The sequence below is a fragment of the Roseateles cavernae genome, assembly GCF_040187885.1.
In the GTDB taxonomy this organism is placed as follows: Bacteria; Pseudomonadota; Gammaproteobacteria; order Burkholderiales; family Burkholderiaceae_C; genus Roseateles_E; species Roseateles_E cavernae.
Genome location: NZ_JBDPLH010000001.1, coordinates 1,080,262 through 1,102,609, shown reverse-complemented (window position 1 = coordinate 1,102,609; position 22,348 = coordinate 1,080,262). Strand labels below are relative to the sequence as shown.

General features: G+C 67.8%; 17 protein-coding genes. 11 read left to right on the top strand and 6 right to left on the bottom strand.

Features of this window, described 5'->3' with window-relative positions; genetic code table 11:
* Nucleotides 1–48 precede the first annotated feature (48 nt).
* Together ABGI63_RS05245 and ABGI63_RS05240 are read right to left on the bottom strand one after the other, a co-directional pair.
* Nucleotides 49–2,004, bottom strand: a complete 1,956-nt coding sequence (locus ABGI63_RS05245; RefSeq protein WP_349741386.1) for a hybrid sensor histidine kinase/response regulator — start codon at nt 2,002–2,004, stop codon at nt 49–51.
* Between the two features lie 123 nt (nt 2,005–2,127).
* On the bottom strand, nt 2,128–2,289 hold the full coding sequence (locus ABGI63_RS05240) for a hypothetical protein (protein ID WP_349741385.1): 162 nt from the start codon (nt 2,287–2,289) through the stop codon (nt 2,128–2,130).
* Nucleotides 2,290–2,430: 141 nt separating this feature from the next.
* Here ABGI63_RS05240 and ABGI63_RS05235 point away from each other — a divergent pair, with 141 nt between their 5' ends.
* From ABGI63_RS05235 to ABGI63_RS05220, 4 genes are read left to right on the top strand one after another with little or no spacing between them, the layout of a single operon-like run.
* On the top strand, nt 2,431–3,180 hold the full coding sequence (locus ABGI63_RS05235; RefSeq protein WP_349741384.1) for a TetR/AcrR family transcriptional regulator: 750 nt from the start codon (nt 2,431–2,433) through the stop codon (nt 3,178–3,180).
* The gene (locus ABGI63_RS05230) at nt 3,177–3,617 is read left to right on the top strand and encodes a hypothetical protein (RefSeq protein ID WP_349741383.1); all 441 of its coding nucleotides are present in this window, start codon (nt 3,177–3,179) and stop codon (nt 3,615–3,617) included. Before ABGI63_RS05235 ends, ABGI63_RS05230 begins: the two co-directional genes overlap by 4 nt.
* The gene (locus ABGI63_RS05225; protein WP_349741382.1) at nt 3,614–4,903 is read left to right on the top strand and encodes an ABC1 kinase family protein; all 1,290 of its coding nucleotides are present in this window, start codon (nt 3,614–3,616) and stop codon (nt 4,901–4,903) included. Before ABGI63_RS05230 ends, ABGI63_RS05225 begins: the two co-directional genes overlap by 4 nt.
* 2 nt (nt 4,904–4,905) lie before the next feature.
* Nucleotides 4,906–5,280 (top strand): DUF6463 family protein, encoded by a 375-nt coding sequence (locus ABGI63_RS05220; protein ID WP_349741381.1) that lies wholly within the window; start codon nt 4,906–4,908, stop codon nt 5,278–5,280.
* Between the two features lie 10 nt (nt 5,281–5,290).
* Here ABGI63_RS05220 and ABGI63_RS05215 read toward each other — a convergent pair whose 3' ends face one another.
* The 4 genes from ABGI63_RS05215 to ABGI63_RS05200 form a co-directional block, all read right to left on the bottom strand.
* Entirely contained in the window at nt 5,291–5,479 is a 189-nt protein-coding gene (locus ABGI63_RS05215) for a hypothetical protein (RefSeq protein ID WP_349741380.1), read from the bottom strand.
* A gap of 185 nt (nt 5,480–5,664) precedes the next feature.
* Nucleotides 5,665–7,350, bottom strand: a complete 1,686-nt coding sequence (locus ABGI63_RS05210) for an ABC transporter ATP-binding protein (RefSeq protein ID WP_349741378.1) — start codon at nt 7,348–7,350, stop codon at nt 5,665–5,667.
* 4 nt (nt 7,351–7,354) lie between these two features.
* The gene (locus tag ABGI63_RS05205; protein WP_137942517.1) at nt 7,355–8,410 is read right to left on the bottom strand and encodes an ABC transporter permease; all 1,056 of its coding nucleotides are present in this window, start codon (nt 8,408–8,410) and stop codon (nt 7,355–7,357) included.
* A complete protein-coding gene (locus tag ABGI63_RS05200; protein ID WP_137942516.1) occupies nt 8,407–9,345 on the bottom strand; it encodes an ABC transporter permease in 939 nt (312 codons plus the stop codon). Before ABGI63_RS05200 ends, ABGI63_RS05205 begins: the two co-directional genes overlap by 4 nt.
* Nucleotides 9,346–9,686: 341 nt before the next feature.
* Here ABGI63_RS05200 and ABGI63_RS05195 point away from each other — a divergent pair, with 341 nt between their 5' ends.
* The 7 genes from ABGI63_RS05195 to ABGI63_RS05165 are packed head-to-tail and all read left to right on the top strand — an operon-like array spanning nt 9,687 to nt 22,298.
* Nucleotides 9,687–11,519 carry an ABC transporter substrate-binding protein gene (locus ABGI63_RS05195; protein ID WP_349741377.1) on the top strand — a complete coding sequence of 611 codons (1,833 nt, stop codon included), beginning with the start codon at nt 9,687–9,689 and terminating at the stop codon, nt 11,517–11,519.
* Nucleotides 11,520–11,533: 14 nt separating this feature from the next.
* Nucleotides 11,534–13,339, top strand: coding sequence for an ABC transporter substrate-binding protein (locus ABGI63_RS05190; protein WP_349741376.1), 1,806 nt, complete (start codon nt 11,534–11,536; stop codon nt 13,337–13,339).
* The gene (locus ABGI63_RS05185) at nt 13,336–15,150 is read left to right on the top strand and encodes an ABC transporter substrate-binding protein (protein ID WP_349741375.1); all 1,815 of its coding nucleotides are present in this window, start codon (nt 13,336–13,338) and stop codon (nt 15,148–15,150) included. The genes ABGI63_RS05190 and ABGI63_RS05185 overlap by 4 nt, the downstream gene beginning before the upstream one ends.
* Nucleotides 15,147–16,946, top strand: a complete 1,800-nt coding sequence (locus ABGI63_RS05180) for an ABC transporter substrate-binding protein (RefSeq protein WP_349741374.1) — start codon at nt 15,147–15,149, stop codon at nt 16,944–16,946. Before ABGI63_RS05185 ends, ABGI63_RS05180 begins: the two co-directional genes overlap by 4 nt.
* Complete coding sequence (locus ABGI63_RS05175; protein WP_349741373.1) at nt 16,943–18,742, top strand: ABC transporter substrate-binding protein; 1,800 nt, start codon at nt 16,943–16,945, stop codon at nt 18,740–18,742. Before ABGI63_RS05180 ends, ABGI63_RS05175 begins: the two co-directional genes overlap by 4 nt.
* Nucleotides 18,739–20,520 (top strand): ABC transporter substrate-binding protein, encoded by a 1,782-nt coding sequence (locus ABGI63_RS05170; RefSeq protein WP_349741372.1) that lies wholly within the window; start codon nt 18,739–18,741, stop codon nt 20,518–20,520. Before ABGI63_RS05175 ends, ABGI63_RS05170 begins: the two co-directional genes overlap by 4 nt.
* Nucleotides 20,517–22,298 (top strand): ABC transporter substrate-binding protein, encoded by a 1,782-nt coding sequence (locus ABGI63_RS05165; protein WP_349741371.1) that lies wholly within the window; start codon nt 20,517–20,519, stop codon nt 22,296–22,298. Before ABGI63_RS05170 ends, ABGI63_RS05165 begins: the two co-directional genes overlap by 4 nt.
* The last annotated feature ends 50 nt before the right edge of the window (nt 22,299–22,348 follow it).

Here is a 22,348-nt window from a genome sequence, read left to right as displayed (position 1 = left end):
CCACGCCGGATGGGGCGTCGCAGGCGCCGACGGATGTGCCAGCAGGCCTCAGGAGATGGTGCCGCCGCTCAGCACCTGCCGCACCAGCGGCGCCAGCTCCTCCAGGGTCTGCTCCTTGTGGATCAGGCCGCGCACACCGAGGCTGCGCGCCTCGGCCAGCAAGGCTTCGGTGACATGGCCCGAGCTGATCAGCACCGGCAGCGCCGGCGCGATCAGGGCGAGGCGGCGGACCAGCTCGAGGCCGGTGCAGGCCGGCATGTTGTAGTCGCTCACCAGCAGGTCGACGCCGCCGGCCTGGGCCAGGCCCAGCGCCTGGTCGGGCTCGGCGCACAGGCTGACGCGCCAGCCCTGGCGCTGCAGCAGGCTTTGCACGGTCAGGCGCATGACATCGTCGTCGTCCACATAGACGATGTGCTGCCCCTGCCCGACCGCCCTCACGCCCGGCTCCGGCGCCGGCTCGGCCGGCAGTTCGCCGCCCTGCAGCAGCGGCAGGTAGAGGTGGAAGCAGCTGCCGACGCCCGGCTGGCTGTCAACCTGGATCTCGCCCTGATGGGCCAGCACGATGCCATGGGCCACCGCCAGGCCGAGGCCGGTGCCCTGGCCCTGCGGCTTGGTCGTGAAGAAGGGCTCGAACAGGCGGCTGCGCGTGGCGGCGTCGATGCCGCTGCCCTCGTCGCGCACCCACAGATGGGCGCGCGCCGGGCTGCCGGCATGGTGCTCGGCACTCAGCCCCACCTCGACCCGCCCGACGCCGCCGGCCAGCGCATGCCAGGCATTGGTGCACAGATTGATCAGCACCTGCTGGATCTGCGTGGCATCGGCGCGCACATGCAGGGGCTGCTCCGCCAGGCTCAGCGCCAGCTGCACGCCGGGCGGCAGCGCGGTGCGCAGCAGGGCCAGGCTTTCCTGCACCAGGGCCTGCAGCTGCACGACGCGCAGCTCCTGCGGCTGGCGCCGGCTGAAGGCCAGGATCTGCTGCACCAGGCTGCGCGCCCGCTGGCCGCCGATGCGTATCAGGCCCAGATGGGCGGTGGCCGGATGCTCGGCGGGCAGCTGTTCCAGCGCCAGCGCCACATTGCCGAGGATGGCGCCGAGGATGTTGTTGAAGTCGTGCGCGATGCCGCCGGCCAGCGTACCCATGGCCTCGAGCTTCTGGGCCTCGCGCAGCTGGGCCTCCAGCTCGCTGCGGCGCGCTTCGGCCCGCACCCGCTCGCTGAGGTCGATGTCGACGCAGTAGAGCTCGGCCTCGCCACGGCTGTTGCGCTGCATCGTGTGGCTGGAGAACACATGGACCGGGCTGCCGTTCTTGTGCTGCAGCACCAGCTCCTCGGCCGGCGTCGAGACCACGCCGGCCGCCAGCCACTGCCGCGTGGCCTCGATCACCAGCGGCCGCATCGGCGGCGGGATGATCAGCTCCTCCAGCGGCCGGCCCAGCGCTTCCTCGCGGCTGTAGCCATAGAGCTGCTCGCTGGCGGCGTTCCAGAAGATCACCCGGCGCTCGGCGTCATAGCCCTGCACCGAGATCTTCTCGACCCCCTCCAGCAAGGCGCGAAAACGGCTCTCGCTGCCGGCCAGCGCCTGCTCGGCCTGGCGCGCCGCGCTGATGTCGAGCAGCAGCGCATGCCACAGCACGGTGCCGTCCAGGCGGCGCTGCGGCCGGCCGGCGCCCTGCAGCCAGCGGTGCCGGCCCGAGGGGGTGGCGATGCGGAACTCGGCATGCCAGGGCGACAGCTCGCGGGCCGAGCGCCGGATCGACTCGCGCAGGCTGGGCAGATCGGCCGGCTCGACCAGACGCCACAGCAGGCCCACATCGCGCTCCAACAGCTGCGGCTCCAGCTCCAGCAGCTCCAGGCAGCGCGGGCTCATTTCATAGATTGCGTCCTGCCCGTCGGGCCAGAGCGCGTACTGAAACATCACACCGGGCAGGTTCTCGGCCAGGTAACGGAAATTAGCCTCGGCCGCATGCAGGGCCTGCTCCAGGCGCTTGTTGCGCAAGCTGTCCATTGCGTCGCTCCCTGTGGCGAGAGCCTGGTCCCCGGAGCGGGTCCGGCCGGCGCCTGTGTCGGGCCATTGTTGCCCGGGGCCGGGCCGGCTGCAAAGCTCAAAGAGGGGACGTTCGGACGCGGCTCAGGAGGCGTTGCCCAGCATGATGCGGGCCAGGGCCGACAGGCCGCTGGGGCCGTGGGACTCGGTCTGAGCCATGGGCTCGGCGTCAAAACCGGCCGAACCCAGCCACAGCGTGCCCAGCAAGGCCAGGCCGAGAAGCAGGATCACAAGGCGGGGTTTCATGGGCCGGAAGTATCCGTCAGCACGGCCCGGGCGCAAGCCCCAAGAAGGGCGATATCGGCTCGGCCTTCATCCTTCGTTAAAAGAAGTCTTGCTATTCAATAAATTAAGAATAACAATTATTAAAAGCAAGTGAGTACACATATGCGCATTTCCAAGACCCAGCAGGCCAGCAACAAGCGCCTGATCCTGCAGACGGCGGTGGACCTGATGACACAGCAGGGTTTCGACGCGACGACGATGAAGCAGATCGCCCGGGCCGCCGGGCTTGGCGACGCGACCATCTACAAATACTTTCCCAGCAAGGAAAAGCTGGTGCTGGCCTACTTCGAGCAGGCCTTCGAGGACGCGCTGGCCCAGTGGCGCGCCGCGCCCGGCCAAGCCGAATGGAGCCTGCAGGAGCGGCTGCAGCTGCTGATGGACTGCCTGCTGGAGCGCCTGCTGCCCGACCGCGAGTTCGTGGCCCTGGCCCGCGAGCTGGTCGAGCGGGCCCCGCTGCTGATGCTGGGCGGCGGGCTGCCCGGCCGCGACCTGCTGCAACAGGCCCTGCTGGAGCTGCTGGACGAGGCCCAGGCCCGCGGCGAGATCGCTCCCTGCGGCCCCCTGCTCAGGACCGGCCTGTCCGCGCTGATGGCCGACTACAGCTATGGCGTGATCAGCTACTGGCTCAAGGACGATAGCGAGGACTTCGGCAACACCACGCAGCTGCTGGAGCTGAGTCTGTCGCTGCTGGTGCTGAGCCTGGCCAGCGGCGTGATCGGCAAGCTGATGGAGCTGGGCGGCTTTGTGCTGCGCAGCCAGCTGATGCGCTTGCTGCAGGACGGCGGCGGCCTGCTGGATCTGCTCAAGCTAGCCAAGGGTGGCTTGAGCGGCCTCGGTGGGCGGGCACGATGAGCGGCGCCGCCAACCCCGCCCTGCTGCTCGGCGCGCTCTTGAGCGCGCTGGCCGCCGCGCTGCATCTGGCCATCATCGTCGGCGGCGCCCCCTGGTATCGCGGCTTCGGTGCCGGTGAGGGCATGGCCAGGCTGGCCCAGGCCGGCCATTGGTGGCCGGCCCTCGTGACCTTGGGCATCGCCACCGTGCTGCTGGTGGCCGCCGCCTATGCGCTGGGCGCCGGCGGCTGGAGCGCGGCGCTGCGCGGCCTGCCGGGGCTGCGCTGGGTGCTGCTGGGCATCACGGCGGTCTATCTGCTGCGCGGCCTGGCGCCCTGGCTGGCCATGCTGGTGCAGCCCGAGCTGCGCCAGCCCTTCTGGATCTGGAGCACGCTGATCTGCGCCGGCTACGGTGTCATCCATGCGCTGGGCCTGGCCCAGGTCTGGAGCCGGCTGTGAGCACGGCCCCACCGACCGGGCGGCTCGCGCGCGGCGCGGTGGCCGGTGCCGCACTGGCCCGGGCCGGGCTCAGCCAGCTGGGCCACAAGGCCGCGCAAGGCCTGGGTCTGGCCGGCCCGCAGGCCCAGAACGAACAGGAAGCCCGGCTGGGCCGCATCCTGTTCGGCGCGCTGAACCAGCTCAAGGGCGTGGGCCTGAAGGCCGCGCAGCTGCTCAGCATGGAGGCCGGCCTGCTCCCGGAAGGCGTGCGCGAGCAGCTGGCCCAGGCCCAGTACCGCGCCACGCCGCTGAACCGCGCCCTGGTCCGCAAGCTGCTGCGCGAGGAGTTCGGCCAGGGGCCGGAAACGCTGTTCGCCGCCTTCGAGCCCGAGGCCTTTGCCGCCGCCAGCCTGGGCCAGGTGCATGGCGCACTGGGCGCCGACGGCCTCCGCCTGGCCGTCAAGCTGCAGTACCCGGGCATGGCCGCGACGGTGCGCAGCGATATGGTGCTGCTGCGGGCGCTGCTCGGCGGCCTGGGCGGACTGCCCGATCCCGAGCTGCTGGCGCGCATGCTGGCCCAGATCGAGCAGGCCCTGCTCCAGGAACTGGACTACCGGCTGGAGGCCGAGCAGCTGGCCTGGTTTGCCGCTCGCCTGCCCGAGCAGGACTTCGTGCTGCCGCGAGCGCTGCCCGCGCTCAGCAGCGCGCGGGTGCTGACGATGGAGCGGCTCGACGGTCTGCATCTGTCCGACTGGCTGGCCGGCGGCCCGAGCCAGGCCGAGCGCGACCGCCAGGGTCAGGTCTTGCTGAACCTGTTCATGGCCGGCGCCTTCGAGCTGCGGCGCCTGCAGGCCGACCCGCAGCCGGGCAACTACCTGTTCATGCCGGACGGCCGCCTGGGGCTGCTGGATTTCGGCTGCACGCGGACGCTGGCCCCCGACTTTGCCGAGAGCCTGCGCCGGACCTGGCGCGCCCGGCTGCGCGGCGACGATGCCGGCCTGCTCGACGCTTACATAGCCCTGGGCCTGGTCGCGCCGGAGCTGGGCCTGGCCGAGTTCCGCAGCCAGCTGCTGCCGGCGCTGGCGCCCTTGCTGGACTGGCTGCTGCTGCCCTGGCGCACACCGCGCTACGACTTCGGCCAGCACCCGGCCATGCCGCGCATGCCGGCCGCCCAGCATCGCCTCGCGATGCGCTACCTCAAGAGCATGCCCGCCGAGCAGCCCTTCTTCGACCGCAGCCTGCTGGGCCTCATCCATCTGCTGAGCCGGCTGCGGGCCCAGGTCACCACCCACCAAGACTGGATCTGACAATGAACACCACGACATCCCCGACACCCCGCCAGCGCCCCTGGATCGGCCATTGGCTGACGGGCGTGGCCGCCCTGCACACGGTGTTTGCGGGCGCGACGTTCGCGCCGGTGCTGCTGCAGATGACGCGGGGCGGATTGCTGGGCAGCGTCGGTGCCGATCCGCTGCGCGGCGCGGTGACCTGGTTCACGCTGTTCGGTGCGGTGCTGGCCCTGCTGGCCATCAGCATCACGGCGCTGGAGCGCGATGGCCAGACCCAGGCGCTGCGCCGGCTCGGCTGGGGCCTGCTGGCCCTGACCCTGCTGAGCCTGCTGCTGATGCCGGCATCCGGCTTCTGGCTGGTGCTGCCGGCGATCTGGGCCCTGCTGCGGCGCTAACGCTCCCCGCTCACTTGCAGCTGAAGCTGCGCGTGTTGACCTCCTTCACCTGGCCCTCCCCGCAGGTCTTGATGGCCTGCTCGCCCATGCGGGCCACATCGGAAGGATCGCTGCTGCGCGACGAACCGGGCGCCAGCACGCAGGCGGTGGACGTGAGTGCGGCGGCCAGGGCCAGGGCGAAGGTAGTGAGGCGGGTCATCGGAAGCGTCCTTTGCAAGTCAGTTGGGGATGCTGCGGACTGTAGTCGGCAGAGCCCTCCCCCGCCGCGCTGCGGTGACGGACCGACGGAAGACCGGCACAGACTGCGGCGGCACGCGACCGCCACAGCGACGCCCATCAAAAAAGCGGCCCGCAGACCGCTTGGTCGACAGACGCTCCGCCGCTTCAGGCAGCCACAGCCGCCGTTTCCTGATAGCCGCGCGGCACCGCGCCGAGCAGGCGGCGGGTGTACTCCTGCTTCGGGGCGGCCAGCAGGGCCTGGGTCTCGCTTTGCTCGACCACATCGCCGTTCTGCATCACCAGCACCTCGTCGGAGATGAACTTGACGACCGCGAGGTCGTGGCTGATGAAGATGTAGCTGAGGCCGAACTCGTCCTGCAGATCCTTCAGCAGGTTCAGCACCTGGGCCTGCACCGACACGTCCAGCGCCGAGACGGCTTCGTCCAGCACCAGCACCTCGGGGTTCAGTGTCAGGCAGCGCGCGATCGCGATGCGCTGGCGCTGGCCGCCGGAGAACTCGTGCGGGTACTTGTTCAGCGCCGAATCATCCAGGCCGACCTTCTGCAGCAGCGCGCTGGCGCGCGCCTGGCGGTCGGCCGTGCTGGTGCCGATGCCGTGGATCTCCATCGGCTCCAAGAGCGTCTGGCCGATCGTGAAGCGCGGGTTCAGCGAGGCATAGGGGTTCTGGAACACGACCTGGATGCGGCGGCGCATCTTCTGCCAGTCGTTGCCGCTCATCTTCAGCAGGTCCTTGCCCTCGAACAGCACCTCGCCGCCGCTGGGCTCGTGCAGGCGCAGGAGAGTCAGGCCCATGGTCGTCTTGCCGGAGCCGGACTCGCCGACCACGCCCAGGGTATAGCCCTTGCGCAGCTGGAAGTTGACTTCCTTGACGGCCTTGAACTCCTTCTTGCCGAACAGCCCGTCCTTGAAGAAGAAGCTCTTCTTCAGGCCGCGCGCCTCCAGGATCACCGGTGCGTCCGGGTCCTTGGCCTTGCCCAGGCCTTGCGCTTCGCGACCGGCGATGTGATCGTCGATCACCATCAGCCGCGCCGGGTTCTCGGTCAGGCTGGGGCGGCAGGCCAGCAAGGCCTTGGTATAGCCGTCCTGCGGATTCTTGAAGATCTCGGCCACCGGGGCCTTCTCGCGGATCTGGCCATGGCGCATCACCACCACATGGTCGGAGATCTCCCCCACCACGCCCAGGTCATGCGAGATGAACAGCATGCTCATCTTGTGCGTGTCCTTGAGCTTGGCCATCAGCTCCATCACCTGGCGCTGGATGGTCACGTCCAGCGCCGTGGTCGGCTCGTCGGCGATCAGCAGCTTGGGGCTGCAAGCCAGCGCGACCGCGATCATCACGCGCTGCTGCTGGCCGCCCGACATCTCGTGCGGATAGGCCTTCAGGCGGCGCTTCGGCTCGGGGATGCCGACCTCGTTGAGCAGCTCCTCGGCGCGCACCAGGGCCTGGCGGCGGCTCATGCCCATGTGCTTGATCAGCGGCTCCATGATCTGCTCGGCCACGGTGAACACCGGGTTCAGCGAAGTCATCGGGTCCTGGAACACGCAGGCGATTTCCTTGCCGCGGATGGCTTGCAGCTGGGGCAGGGTGCAGCCCAGCAGGTCGCGGCCCTGGAATTCGATCTTGCCCTCGCGCTCGGCGTTGTCCGGCAGCAGGTTCAGGATGGACATCGCGGTGACGCTCTTGCCCGAGCCCGACTCGCCCACCAGGGCCACGGTCGAGTTCTCCGGCACATCGAAGCTGACGCCCTTGACGGCCAGCGCGCGCTGCATCTGGCCGCCCTGCTTGCCCATGCGGAAGGCGACCTTCAGGTCTTGAATACTCAACAGCATGGCTTTACTCCAGGCCTCTCAATTTCGGATCCAGCGCATCGCGCAAGGCGTCGGTGAACAGCGCGAACGCGGTCACGAAGACGGCCATCACCACCGTCACGCCGACCAGCTGCCACCAGTAGCCCAGGATCAGCTCGCTCTGGCTCTCGGCCAGCATGGTGCCCCAGGAGACCTGGTCCACGCCGACACCCAGGCCCAGATAGGACAGGATGACCTCGCTCTTGATGAAACTCACCACATGCAGCGACAGCTGCACCAGCGCCACGTGCGAGACATTGGGCAGGATGTGCTTGAACATGCGGCTCATCTTGCTGGCGCCGATGGCCTCGGCCGAGCGCACATACTCGCGCACCGAATGCTTCATGAACTCGGCGCGTATAAGCCGGTAGATGCCGGGCCAGCCGGCCAGGCCCAGGATCAGCGCCACCGACATCACGCCGCGCCCGAAGATCACCGCGAACGCGAAGATCAGGAGGATGCCGGGGATGGCGGTGAAGACGTTGTAGAGCCACTCCAGGAAGTCGCCGATCTTGCCGCCGAAGAAGCCCGACAGCGCGCCCAGCACGGTGCCGATCAGCGTCGCCAGCACGGCGGCCAGCACGCCCACCATGATGGAGACCTCGGCGCCCTTGATGGCCTTGGTCAGCACGTCGCGGCCCAGCCGGTCGGCGCCGAAGGTCAGGGTCTCGGCCTTGACCGTGTCCACCGTCTTGAACTGCTTGGCGCGCTCTTCCCATTCGGCATAGCGCGGCGCCAGCGGATCGATGTCGCTGAGGTCGACATTCGGACCCTTGGGCTGCGCGATGGCGCCGGTGGCCTCGGCCGCGCGCGGGCCCAGGAAGGTCGGCGGCGCGTTCGGCACGCCCACTTCCTTCTGCCAGCCCGAGGCGATCACGCCGGCGCCCGACAGGGCCACCAGCACCAGGAACACGGCCACGATGGCCATGCAGACCATGCCGACCTTGTCGGCACGCATGCGGCGCCAGGAGGCGGCCCAGACGCCTTCGGAGCGCTGGGCGCCGGCCTTGGCCGCCGGAGTATTCGACAGAACCGCGCTCATTTCAGCACCACCCGTGGGTCGACCAGCTTGTAGAGCAGGTCGGTAACAAGATTGATCACCATGGTCAGGAACGCGATATAGATCGCGAAGGCCTGGATGACCGGGTAGTCGCTGCGGTTGACCGCCAGCAGGATCTCGCGGCCCAGACCCGGGATCGAGAAGAACACCTCGATCAGGAAGGCGCCGGTGAACACGCCCGGCAGCGCCACCGCGATATTCGTCAGGATCGGGATCATCGCGTTGCGCAAGACATGCTTGAGCAGGATGGTCTTCTCGGTCATGCCCTTGGCGCGCGCGGTGCGCACATAGTCATGGCCGATCTCGTCCAGGAAGAAGGTGCGGTACAGCCGTGTGTAGGGCGCCAGCGCCACCGCCACCACCACGATGATGGGCAGCGGCGCATAGGTGGTCAGATTGGTCCAGAAACTGTCGGTCCAGCCCTGCACCGGGAACCAGCCCAGGCGGAAGGCGAACACATACTGGAACACGATCACATAGACCAGCAGCGAGATCGACACCGCCACCGTCGTCACGATCATCACCGTGCGGTCGGTCAGGCTGCCGCGCACATAGGCCACCGCCATCGCGAACGGAATCGCCAGCAGCACTTCCAGCACCAGGATGGGCACCATCACCGTCAGCGTCGCCGGCATGCGGGTGGTGAACAGGCTGGCCACCGACTCGTTGGTGGCCCAGCTGCGGCCCCAGTCGAAGGTGACGATCTGCTGGATGAAGATCCACAGCTGTTCCCAGACCGGCTTGTTCAGGCCCAGCTGTTCGCGGATGGCGTCGATCTGTTCGGGGCTGGCGTTCAGGCCGCCGAGGATTTCGGCAGGGTCGCCGCCGAAGTATTTGAAGAGGAAGAACACCAGCAGCACGACGCCCAACAGGGTGGGAATCATTTGCCACAAGCGCCTTATCAGGTATGCCGCCATCGCTGTCGGATCTCCATGCCAAGCGTCTTGAGTAGACAAAAGCGAAACCCCGCCCACTTGTGGTGAGGGGGGTCTCCATATTGAAAGCAGGCGCGAGTCTAATGGAGACGGCGCCCGGAATCACCGGCATTTGCCCTTGACTGATTCGGGTTTGCCCTAGGAAGCCCCCGTATTCAACGGGGTTTGCGGCCTTTCTGGGCCAAAATGCGCGGCCTGTCGGGGGCAACGGCCCTAGACTCCGCACCTCGCCCAGCGCGCCGGAACCGGTGGCGGCCTGGGCCATTGACGCGCCGCACCCACAAGGCCTGCGGCGCGTTGTCATTGCAAGGATTGTGATCGTGATGCGTTCTGGCTTCGCACGACTGGCCCTCGCCGCCGTGTTCTCCTGTGTTTCCCTGGCCAGCCCGGCCCAGACCGGCGCTGCGGCCGGCGAGGCCAAGGTGATCCGCTACTCCTTCCGCGTGGCCGAGACCGGCTTCGACCCGGCCCAGATCAGCGATCGCTATTCCAAGGCCGTCACCGCCGGCATCTTCGAGGCCCCGCTGGACTTTGCCTTTCTGGCCCGGCCCTACCAGCTGCGGCCCTCGACCGCAGCGGCCATGCCCGAGGTCTCGCCCGACTTCAAGAGCCTGACTTTCCGGATCAAGCCGGGCATCTTCTTTTCCGACGATCCGGCCTTCAAGGGCAAGAAGCGCGAGCTGACGGCGGCCGACTACATCTACTCGATCAAGCGTCACTACGACCCCAAGCTCAACAGCCGCAATCTCTATCTGCTCGAGAACGTGCAGATCCTCGGGCTGTCGGAGCTGCGCAAGGAGCTGATGGCGGCCAAGAAGCCCTTCGACTACGACCGCGAGGTCGAGGGCCTGCAGCTGCTGGACCGCTACAGCTTCCGCGTCAAGCTGGGCGTCGGCGATCCGCGCTTCATCAACCAGTTCGCCGACTCGGCCTTCCTCGGCGCGGTGGCGCGCGAGGTGGTCGAGTTCTATGGCGACAAGATCATGGAACACCCGGTCGGCACCGGCCCCTACCGGCTGGCCGAATGGCGCCGCAGCTCGCGCATCGTGCTCGGCAAGAATCCGAACTACCGCGAGGAGCTCTATGACGAGCAGCCGCCTGCCGATGCCGACCCGGTGCTCAAGGCCCAGGCCGCCAAGCTGCAGGGCCGGCGCCTGCCGCTGACCGAGCGGGTCGAGATCGCCATCATCGAAGAGAACCAGCCGCGCTGGCTGTCCTTCATGAACGGCGAGGCCGATGTGCTGGAGGAGGTGCCGTCCGAGTACGTCAGCATCGCCACGCCCAATGGCAAGCTGGCCCCCAATCTGGCCAAGCGCGGCATGCGCGCGGTGCGTTTCCCCTACCCCGAGATCGCCTTCACCTACTTCAATATGGAGGACGCGCTGGTGGGCGGCTACACGCCCGAGAAGGTCGCGCTGCGCCGCGCGATCAGCCTGGCGGTCGATCTGGACAAGGAGATCCTGCTGGCGCGCCGTGGCCAGGCCATGCCGGCCCAGAGCCCCTTCGGCCCCGGCACCTTCGGCTACCAGCCGGGCTTCAAGTCCGAGATGAGCGAGTTCAGCCTGCCCAAGGCCAAGGCACTGCTGGATCTGTATGGCTATGTGGACCGCGATGGCGATGGCTGGCGCGATCTGCCGGACGGCAAGCCGCTGCTGCTGGAGCTCGCCACCCAGCCCGACAGCCAGAGCCGCCAGCTGATCGAGCAATGGCAGAAGAATATGGATGCGCTGAAGCTGCGCATCGAGTTCAAGACCGCCAAATGGCCCGAGAACCTGAAGAGCGCCAATGCGGCCAAGCTGCAGATGTGGTCGGTCAGCTGGGTCGCCACCGCGCCGGACGGCGACACCTTCCTGGCGCTGGGCGATGGCCGCGCCAAAGGCTCGGCCAACAAATCGCGCTTCGACCTGCCGGCCTATAACGCGCTGTACCAGAAGCAGAAGATGCTGCCCGACGGCCCCGAGCGCCAGGCCGTGATGCAGGAGGCCGCCAAGCTGATGATCGCCTACATGCCCTACAAGATGCATGTGCACCGCCTGTTCACCGATCTGGCCCAGCCCTGGGTGATCGGCTTCGACCGCAATGTCTTCGTGCGTGATTTCTGGCGCTACGTGGACATCGATACCGAAGCCCTGGCCAAGCAGCGCCAGGGTTCCTGAAGCAAGAGGCCCCGATGCGGCGCTACTTGATTGGGGCCTGCCTGGCTCTTGTGGCGGTGGCGGCCCAGGCGCAGCCAGCCGCCGGCCTGCCGCCCAAGGTCCTGAAGTACGCCTTCCTGGTGGCCGAGACCGGCTTCGACCCCTCGCAGCTCTCCGACATCTACTCGCGCACCGTCACCGCGCACATCTTCGAGGCGCTCTACGCCTATGACCATCTGGCCCGCCCGGTCAAGCTCAAGCCCCTGGTCGCGGTGGCCCTGCCCGAGGTCTCGCCCGACTTCCGGACCTTCACGATACGTATCCGGCCCGGCATCCACTTCGCCGACGACGCCGCGTTCAAGGGCGCCCGGCGTGAGCTGGTGGCCGAGGACTTCGTCTACAGCTTCAAGCGCTTTGCCGACCCGGCGCTGAAGGCCCCGGGCTGGGCCACCTTCGAGGACGTCGGATTCATCGGCCTGAAGGCGCTGCGCGACAGGGCACTGGCAAGCAAGAAGCCCTTCGACTACGACGCCCCGCTCGAAGGCCTGCGCGCGGTGGACCGCTACACGCTGCAGCTGCGCACCGAGCAGCCCCGCCCGCGCCTGCTAGAGACCGTGCTGGCCGGCTCAGACCTCTACGGCGCCCTGGCGCGCGAGGTGGTCGAGCACTACGGCGACAAGCTGATGGCCCACCCGGTCGGAACCGGCCCCTTCCAGCTGAAGAGCTGGCGACGCAGCTCGCAGATCGTGCTGGAGAAGAACCCGGACTACCGCGAGCGCTTCTACGAGGCCGAGCCGGCCGCCGATGACGCCGAGGGTCAGGCCTTGCTGGTGCGCCTCAAGGGCCGGCGCCTGCCGATGGTCGATCGCGTCGAGATTGCCATCATCGAGGAGGTGCAGCCGCGCTGGCTGAGCTTCGTCAATGCCGAGAAGGACTTTCTGGAGCGCGTGCCGCCCGAGTTCATCGCCAGCGCCCTGCCCAACGGCCGGGTCGCACCAAACCTGGCCAAACGCGGCATCCAAGGCCTGCGGGTCGTTGGTTCCGACGCGACGCTGACCACCTTCAATATGGACCACCCCATCGTCGGCGGCATGGCGCCCGAGAAGGTGGCGCTGCGCCGCGCGATTTCGCTGGCTATCGATGTAGACCGCGAAATCCGGCTGGCACGGCGCGGTCAGGCGATCCCGGCCCAATCGCCCGTCGTGCCCCACACCACCGGCTACAGCGCCGATTTCAAGACCGAGATGGGCGACTACGATCCGGCGCGCGCCATGGCGCTGCTGGACATGTATGGCTATCGGGACCGCGATGGTGACGGCTGGCGTGAGTTGCCCGACGGCCAGCCGCTGACCCTGGTGCGCAATACCCAGCCCGACAACCAGTCACGCCAGCTCGATGAGCTGTGGCAGAAGAATATGGCTGCCGTCGGTCTCAGGGTCGAGTTCAAGACCGCCAAGTGGCCGGAGAACCTGAAGAGCGCGCGCGGCGGCAACTTCATGATCTGGGGCGTCGGTTCCTCGGCCTCGCGGCCCGACGGGCAGAACGCGTTGCAGCGCCTGTACGGCCCGGCCACTGGCGGACAGAACCTGTCACGCTTCAACGACCCCGAGTTCAACGCCCTCTATGAGCGCATGCAGGCCATGCCAGACGGCCCCGAACGCCTGGCCTTGTTCGTGCAGGCCAAGCGCATCGCGGTGGCCTATATGCCTTACAAGAACCACGCCCACCGCCTACTGACCGACCTGGCCCAGCCCTGGCTGATCGGCTACCGCCGCCCGCTGTTCTGGCAGGACTGGTGGCAATTCGTGGACATCGACAACAGCAAACGCCCGCAACAATGATCAACACTCTCGCGCGTGCCGGCCTGGCCGGCCTGATGGTCCTGCAGCTTGGGCTGACCCAGGCCCAGACACCCTCGCCCCAGCCGAAGGTGCTGCGCTATGCCTTCGTCGCCGGCGAGACCGGCTTCGACCCGGCACAGATCAGCGATCTGTACTCGCGCATCGTCACCGGTCATATCTTCGACGGGCTCTACAAATACGACTACCTGGCCCGGCCCTACAAGATCAAGCCCAATGCTGCGGCCGCGCTGCCGGAGGTGGCGGACAATTTTCGTAGCTTCACGATACGCATCAAGCCGGGCCTGTTCTTCTCCGACGACCCGGCGTTCAAGGGCCGCAAGCGCGAGCTGGTGGCCGAGGACTACGTCTATTCGCTGAAGCGCTTCTTCGACCCGGCCACCAAGAGCCCGGCCTATTCCAGCTTCAACGACCAGGGCATCCTGGGCCTGAACGAGCTGCGCCAGGACGCGCTGAAGCACAAGAAGCCCTTCGACTACAACGCACCGGTCGAGGGGCTCAAGGCCCTGGACCGCTACACGCTGCAGTTCAAGCTCAAGGAGCCGCGCCCGCGCTTCATCGAAGGGATCACCGGCGGCGACCAGTACGGCGCCGTGGCCCGCGAGGTCATCGAGCACTACGGCGACAAGACCATGGAGCACCCGGTGGGCACCGGCCCCTTCATGCTGAAAAGCTGGCGGCGCAGCTCGCAGCTGGTGCTGGAGCGCAACCCGAACTACCGCGAGGCCTTCTACGACGCCGAGCCCAATACCGAGGATGCCGCAGGTCAGGCCTTGCTGGCCCGCTTCAAGGGTCGGCGCCTGCCCATGGTCGACCGCGTCGAGATCTCCATCATCGAGACCAGCCAGCCGCGCTGGCTGGCTTTTCTGAACCGCGAGTTCGACCTGATCTCGGTGCCGCTGGAGTTCTCTGCGGTCGCCTTGCCGCAGGGCGAGCTGGCGCCCAATCTGGCCAAGCAGGGCATCCAGCTGCAGCGCATCGTCAACACCGACCGCACGCTGTTCTATTTCAATATGGAAGATCCGGTGGTGGGCGGCTACACGCCGGAGAAGGTGGCGCTGCGCCGCGCGATCTCGCTGGCCACCGATGTGGGTCGCGAGATCCGCACCTTGCGGCGCGGCCAGGCCGTGCCGGCCCAGACCTTTGTGGCACCCGGCACCTGGGGCTATGACCCCGAGCTGAAGACCGAGAACAGCGACTTCGACCTGCCGCGCGCCAAGGCCTTGCTGGACATCTACGGCTACAAGGACGCCGATGGCGACGGCTGGCGCGACTTCCCGGACGGCAAGCCGCTGCTGATCGGCTATGCCAGCCAGCCCGACGATCTGTCGCGCAGCTTCGACGAGATGTGGAAGAAGAATATGGATGCGCTGGGCGTGCGCATTGAGGTTCGCGCGGCCCAGTGGCCCGAGCAGCTGAAGGCCGCGCGGGCCGGCCAGCTGCCGATCTGGATGCTGGGCTTCTCCGATGCCGCGCCCGATGTGCAGCCGGGCCTGGACCTGCTCTATGGTCCCTCGGCTGGCGGCCAGAACCTCAGCCGCTTCAAGAATGAGCGCTTCGACGAGATCTACCGCCAGATGCGCGATCTGCCCAACGGCCCCGAGCGCCTGGCCCTGCTGCGCGAAGCCCAGAAGATCAACCTGGCCTATATGCCGCAGAAGTACGTCGTGCACCGCATCATCAATGACCTGACCCAGCCCTGGCTGATCGGCTTCAAGCGGCCGATCTTCGGCAATGTGTTCTGGCAGTACGTCGACGTCGACATGAGCCCAAGGAAGAAGATCGCATCATGAAGCTGAAGCAATGGGGGACGGCAGCCCTGGCCGCCTTGTTGATGACGGGTCCGGCGCTCGCCGCCGAGCCCAAGGTGCTGCGCTACGCCTTCCAGGTCGCCGAGACCGGCTTCGACCCGGCCAAGATCGGTGATATCTATTCGCGCATCATCACGGCCCACATCTTCGAAGGCCTGTACAGCTACGACCATCTGGCGCGGCCGGCCCGGCTGATCCCGCTGACGGCGGACGGCATGCCGCAGCACAGCGAGGACTTCCGCAGCTGGACCTTCAAAGTCAAGCCCGGCATCTTCTTCGCCGACGATCCCGCCTTCAAGGGCAAGAAGCGTGAACTGGTGGCCGAGGATTACCTCTACGCGATCAAGCGGGTGGCCGACCCTGAGGTGGCCTCCAGCCACTGGAGCGAGGTCGAGGCGCTGGGCATCAGCGGCCTGGCCGAGTACCGCGCCGAACTCCGCCAGGGTGGTGCCGGCGGCAAGTCCTTCGACTACGACCGGCCCATCGCAGGCCTGCGCGCGCTGGACCGCTACACCCTGCAGCTGCGCCTGGACAAGCCGCGCCCGCGCCTGCCCCAGACCCTGGCCCAGACCGATCTCTATGGCGCGATGGCGCGCGAGGTGGTCGAGGCCTATCCGGGCAAGACCATGGAACACCCGGTCGGCACCGGCCCCTTTGTGCTGAAGGACTGGCGCCGCAGTTCACGCATCGTGCTGGAGAAGAACCCCGGCTACCGCGAGCGCTTCTACGAGGCCGAGCCCGGCGCCGACGATGCCGAGGGTCAGGCCTTGCTGGCCCGCTTCAAGGGCCGGCGCATCCCGATGATCGACCGGATCGAGGTCTCCATCATCGAGGAGGGGCAACCGCGCTGGCTGGCCTTCCTGGGCGGCGAGTTCGACCTGCTGGAGCGGGTGCCCAACGAATTCATCAGCCAGGCCATGCCCAACGGCAAGCTGGCGCCGAATCTGGCCAAGAAAGCCATGCGCGGCTACCGCGTGCTGAGCCCGGATGTGGGTTTCTGGGTCTTCAATCTGGAAGACCCGGTGATCGGCGGCTATACGCCCGAGCGCATCGCGCTGCGCCGCGCGATCTCGCTGGCTTCCGATATGGAGCAGGAGATCCGCGTGGCCCGGCGCAACCAGGCCGTCGTCGCGCAGTCTATCTATCCGCCCGGCACCAGCGCCTACGACCCCGCTTTCAAGAGCGAGATGAGCGACTACGACCCCGCCCGCGCCAAGGCCTTGCTCGATATGTATGGCTATGTCGACCGCGACGGGGATGGATGGCGCGACCAGCCCGATGGCAAGCCGTTGCTGCTCGACAGCCTGACCACGCCGGACGGCTCGCAGCGCCAGATCGATGAGCTGTGGCAGAAATCGCTGGCCAAGGTGGGCCTGCGGGTCACGTTCAAGCCGGGCAAATGGCCCGAGAACTACAAGGCCCTGCGCGCCGGCAAGTTCCAGATCTGGAGCCTGGCCACCTCGGCCTCGATGCCCGATCCGCAAGACTTCCTGAGCAGTCTCTCCTCCCTCTATATCGGCAGCCAGAACTTCGCACGCATCCGCCTGCCGGCGGCCGACCGCCTGTTCGAGCGGACCGCGCCCATGCCCGACGGCCCCGAGCGCGCGGCCCTGTTCCGCGAGAGCGAGCGCCTGATGACGGCCTATATGCCTTACAAGCACAAGGCCCACCGCTTCATCACCGATCTGGCGCAACCGCAGCTGATCGGCTATCGCCGCCACCCGTTCAAGCAGGACTGGTGGAGCTATGTGGACATCGAGCCGGCCAGCAAGCCATGATCGCCCGCCAGCTGCTGGCCGGCCTGGCCCTGCTGCTGATGGCGGCCCAGCCCGCGCAGTCGCAGCAGGCCGCCGAGCCCAAGGTGCTGCGCTACGCGTTGAACGCGGCCGAGACCGGCTTCGACCCGGCCCAGCTCAACGACCTGTACTCGCGCATCATGACCAGCCACATCTTCGATGGGCTGTACGAGTACGACTATCTGGCCCGGCCCTACAAGATACGCCCCAATGTCGCCGAGGGCATGCCCGAGCATTCGGCCGACTTCCGGACCTGGACCATCAAGATCCGCCCCGGCATCTTCTTTGCCGACGACCCGGCCTTCAAGGGTGCCAGACGCGAGCTGGTGGCCGAGGACTTCGTCTACAGCCTCAAGCGCTTCTTCGACCCCGCGAGCAAGAGCCCGATCTACTCGACGCTCAAGGACGTCGGCATGCTGGGCGTGGACGAGCTGCGCCAGGACGTGCTGAAGACCAAGAAACCCTTTGACTACGACCGCCCGGTCGAGGGCCTGCGCGCGCTGGACCGCTACACGCTGCAGTTCAGGCTCGCCGCACCGCGCCCGCGCCTGCTGTTCACGCTGGCCAGCGGTGATCTGTTCGGCGCGGTGGCGCGCGAGGTGGTCGAGTTCTACGGCGACAAGATCAGCGCCCATCCGGTCGGCACCGGCCCCTTCCTGCTGAAGCAGTGGCGGCGCAGCTCGCTGATGGTGTTCGAGCGCAACCCCGCCTACCGCGAGCGCTTCTACGATGCCGAACCCAGCGCCGACGATGCGGCCGGCCAGGCCCTGCTGGCCCGCTTCAAGGGCCGGCGCCTGCCCATGGTGGACCGGGTCGAGGTGGCCATCATCGAGGAAGACCAGCCGCGCTGGCTGTCCTTTCTGAACGGCGAGTTCGAGCTCTCCTGGGTGCTGCCCGCACCCTTCGCCAACCAGGCCATCCCGCACGGCAAGCTGGCGCCCAATCTGGCGCGCCGGGGCATGCAGCTGGAGCGGGTGCTGGCCTCCGACCGCTTCATGTACTACTGGGACATGAAGGACCCGGTGGTCGGCGGCTACACGCCCGACAAGGTGGCGCTGCGCCGCGCCATCGGCCTGGGCACCGATGTGGGCCGCCAGGTCAGCAATGTCTGGCGCGGCCAGGCCGTGCCGGCGCAGAGCGTGGTCGCGCCCTACACCTTCGGCTTCGACGCCGACTACAAAAGCCCCAATAGCGACCACGACCCCGTCCGGGCCAAGGCCTTGCTGGACCTGTTCGGCTATACCGACCGCGACGGCGACGGCTGGCGCGATCTGCCGGACGGCAAGCCGCTGCTGATCCGCTATGCCAGCTCGCCCGATGCACGCTCACGCTCCTTCGAGGAGATGTGGAAGCGCGACCTCGACGCGCTGGGCATACGCCTGGAGGTCAAGGTGGCCAAATGGCCCGAGCAGCTGAAGGCCGCACGCGCCGGCCAGCTGATGCTGTGGCAGCTGGGCTTCAGTTCCAACTCGCCCGATGTGCAGCCCGGCCTGGAGCTGCTCTACAGCCCCTCGGCCGGCGGCCAGAACTTCAGCCGCTTCAAGCTGGCGCGTTTCGATGCAATCTACGAGCAGCTGCAGGCCCTGCCCGACGGCCCCGAGCGCCTGGCCCTGCTGCGCGAGGCGCAGAAGCTGACGACGGCCTATATGCCGATCAAGTTCCTGGTGCACCGCGTCATCAGCGACCTCAGCCAGCCCTGGCTGATCGGCTACAAGCGGCCGCCCTTCAGCCAGCAGTTCTGGCAGTGGGTGGACATCGACCCCAGCCAACGCCCATGATCAAGCGCATCGTCCTGGCCATGCTGGCCACCCTGTGCCAGGTGGCGGCCGGCGCCGAACCCAAGACCTTCCGCTACGCCTTCCCGATCGCCGAGACCGGCTTCGATCCGGCCCAGGTCAGCGATATCTACTCGCGCACCGTCACGCCCCATATCTTCGAGGCGCTCTACGGCTACGACCCGCTGGCCCTGCCGGTCAAGATCGTGCCGCTGACGGCGGCGGCCCTGCCCGAGGTCAATGCCGAATTCACCCGCTGGACCATCAAGCTCAAGCCCGGCATCTTCTTCGCCGACGATCCGGCCTTCAAAGGCAAGAGACGCGAGCTGGTGGCCCAGGACTATGTCTACAGCCTGATGCGCTTTGCCGACCCGGCGGTCAAGAGCCCCATGTGGGCCGCGGTCGAGGAATACGGCATCCTGGGCCTGGCCGAGCGGCGCCGGGCCACGCTGACGAACAAGAGCGGCTTCGACTACGACAACCCCATCGAGGGCCTGCACGTGTTGGATCGCCACACGCTGCAGATACGGCTCAAGGCGCCGCGTCCGCGCTTTCTGCAGGCATTGGCCACCAACGACCTGTTCGGCGCCGTGGCCCGCGAGGTGGTGCAGCACTATGGCGAGCAGATCAGCGCCCACCCGGTCGGCACCGGCCCCTTTGTGCTGAAGGACTGGCGGCGCAGCTCGCTGATCGTGCTGGAGCGCAACCCCGGCTACCGCGAGCGCGTCTACGAGGCCCAGCCACGCGCCGACGACGCCGAGGGCCAGGCCATCCTGGCCCGGCTGAAGGGCCGGCGCCTCCCGATGGTGGACCGCGTCGAGGTCAGCATCATCGAGGAGTCGCAGCCGCGCTGGTTGTCCTATCTGGGCGGCGAACATGATCTGATCGACCGCGTGCCGCCCGAGTTCGTCGCGGTGGCGCTGCCACACGGCAAGCTGGCGCCCAATCTCGCCAAGCAGGGCATGCAGCTGAGCCGCCTGGTCAATGCCGACAGCGCCTTCACCTACTTCAATATGGAAGACCCGCTGATCGGCGGCTACACGCCCGAGCGGGTGGCGCTGCGCCGCGCACTGTCGCTGGCGCTGGATGTGGAGCGCGAGATCCGCCTGGTGCGGCGCGGCCAGGCGATTCCCGCGCAGTCGCCGCTGCTGCCCCACACCAGCGGCTACGACCCCGAGTTCAAGAGCGAGAACGGCGACTTCGACCCGGCCCGCGCCAACGCCCTGCTCGATATGTATGGCTATGTCGACCAGGACGGCGACGGCTGGCGCGACCGCCCCGATGGCGGCCCGCTGGCGCTGGAGGTCGCGACCCAACCCGATGCGCTGTCGCGCCAGTATGACGAGCTGTGGACGATCAACTTCAAGCGCGTCGGCATCCGCACCAAGTTCTTCGCCGGCAAATGGCCCGAGCAGCTGAAGGCCGCGCGCGCCGGCAAGCTGCAGCTGTGGATGATGGGCACCACCGCCACCGCGCCCGACGGTCTGCAGGCCCTGCAGCGCTTCTACGGCCCGCAGGCCGGCAACCAGAACCTGTCGCGCTTCAAGAATGCCGAGTTCGATGCGCTGTACGAGCGCATGCAGGCCCTGCCCGATGGCCCCGAGCGCGAGGCCTTGTTTCTGCAGGCCAAACGCCTGCAGACCGCCTATATGCCCACCAAGACCCATGTGCACCGCATCGTCAACGACATCGCCCAGCCCTGGCTGATCGGCTACCGGCGGCCCTTGTTCCGCAACGAGTTCTGGCATCTGATCGACGTGTTGCCGCGCACAAAACCATGAAGCGCCGCGATCTGCTGGGCGCGGCCGCCGCGCTGGGTGCCGCGCCGGCCCTGCTGCAGGCCCAGCCGGCGAGCAGGAAGAAAGTCCTGCGCACCGCCTTCAACGCGGCCGAGGTCGGCTTCGACCCGCCGCAGGTCTCGGACCAGACCTCGGTCATCATCAACGCGCACATCTTCGAGTCGCCGCTGACCTTCGACTGCCTGGCCCGGCCGGCGCAGCTGCGGCCGCAGACGGCTGTCGCGCTGCCCGAGATCAGCGAGGACTACCGCCGCTTCGTCTTCACGCTCAAGCCCGGCCTCTTCTTCAGCGAGGACCCGGCCTTCAAGGGCAAGCCGCGCGAGCTGGTGGCCGAGGACTATGTCTACAGCATCAAGCGCTATTACGACCCCCGCATCAAGACCGAGCACCTCTACCAGTTCGAGGGCGCCAGGATCCTGGGCCTGAGCGAGCTGCGCCAGCGCGCCATCAAGAACAAGACCGGGCTGGACTACGACACGCCGGTGGCGGGCCTGCGCGCGCTGGACCGCTACCGCTTAGAGGTGAAGCTGGCGCAGAGCGATCCGCGCTTCATCTATGTGTTCGCCAATGCCGGGCTGAGCGCGGCCGTCGCCCGCGAGGTGGTCGAGGCCTATGGCGCCGACATCATGGCCCACCCGGTCGGCACCGGCCCGTTCCGGCTGGCGAACTGGCGGCGCGGCTCGCAAGTGCTGCTGGCGCGCAACCCGCAGTTCCGCGAGCAGTTCTTCGACAGCCAGGCGCCGGCCGACGACCCGGCCGCACAGGCGCTGGCGGCCCGGCTGCAGGGCAAGCGCCTGCCGCTGGTCGACCAGGTGCAGATCAGCATCATCGAGGAGGAGCAGCCGCGCTGGCTGGCCTTCGAGGGCGGTGAGCTCGACGTCGTCGAGATGCCGCCCGGCGTCGCGCCGCTGGCCCTGCCGGGCGGCCGGCTGGCGCCGGCGCTGCAGCGCAAGGGCGTGACGGCGCGCAGCACGCTGGGCGCCGATGTGCGCTTTTCCTTCTTCAACTTCAACGATGCGCAGGTCGGTGGCTACACACCGGAGAAGGTGGCGCTGCGCCGCGCCATCGCGCTGGCCTATGACAGCCAGGTCGAGCTGCAGCAGGTCTACAAGGGCCAGGGCGTGCCGGCCCAGTCGCTGCTGCCGGCGGCCGTCTATGGCCACGACCCGCAGCTGAAGAGCGAGATGAGCACGCCCGATCTGCCGCGCGCCCGCGCGCTGCTCGATGTCTGGGGCTACAAGGATGTCGACGGCGACGGCTATCTGGAGAACCCCGACGGCTCCAAGCTGCTGCTGCGCATGGCCGGCGTCAACACCTCGCGCCAGCGTGCGCTCGACGAGCTGTGGAAGAAGCGCATGGACGCCGTCGGCCTGCGCATGGTGTTCGAGACCGGCACCTTCGGCGAGCTGATCAAGAAGTCGCTGGCCGGCCAGCTGCAGATCTGGGGCTTCTCCTGGAACATTTCCTTCCCCGACGCCGACTTCTTTCTCGGCATGGCCTACGGCCCCAATGCCGACCAGAGCAATGACGCGCGCTTCAAGCTGGCCGCCTACGACCGCCTCTACGAGGCCCAGCGCGCGCTGCCCGACGGCCCCGAGCGCCTGGCCCTGATGCGCGAGGCCAACCGGCTGCTGCTGGCCTATGTGCCCTATCTGCCGCACTGGCATGCGCTGCGCACCGACGTCAGCCAGCCCGGCGTGCATGGGTTCTGGCGGCATCCGTTTGCGCGGGATTGGTGGCGCTTCGTGGACATCGCCTGAGCCGCCGTCACATAGCCGTCATCTGTATCGATCGGTGAGAGGCAAGACCT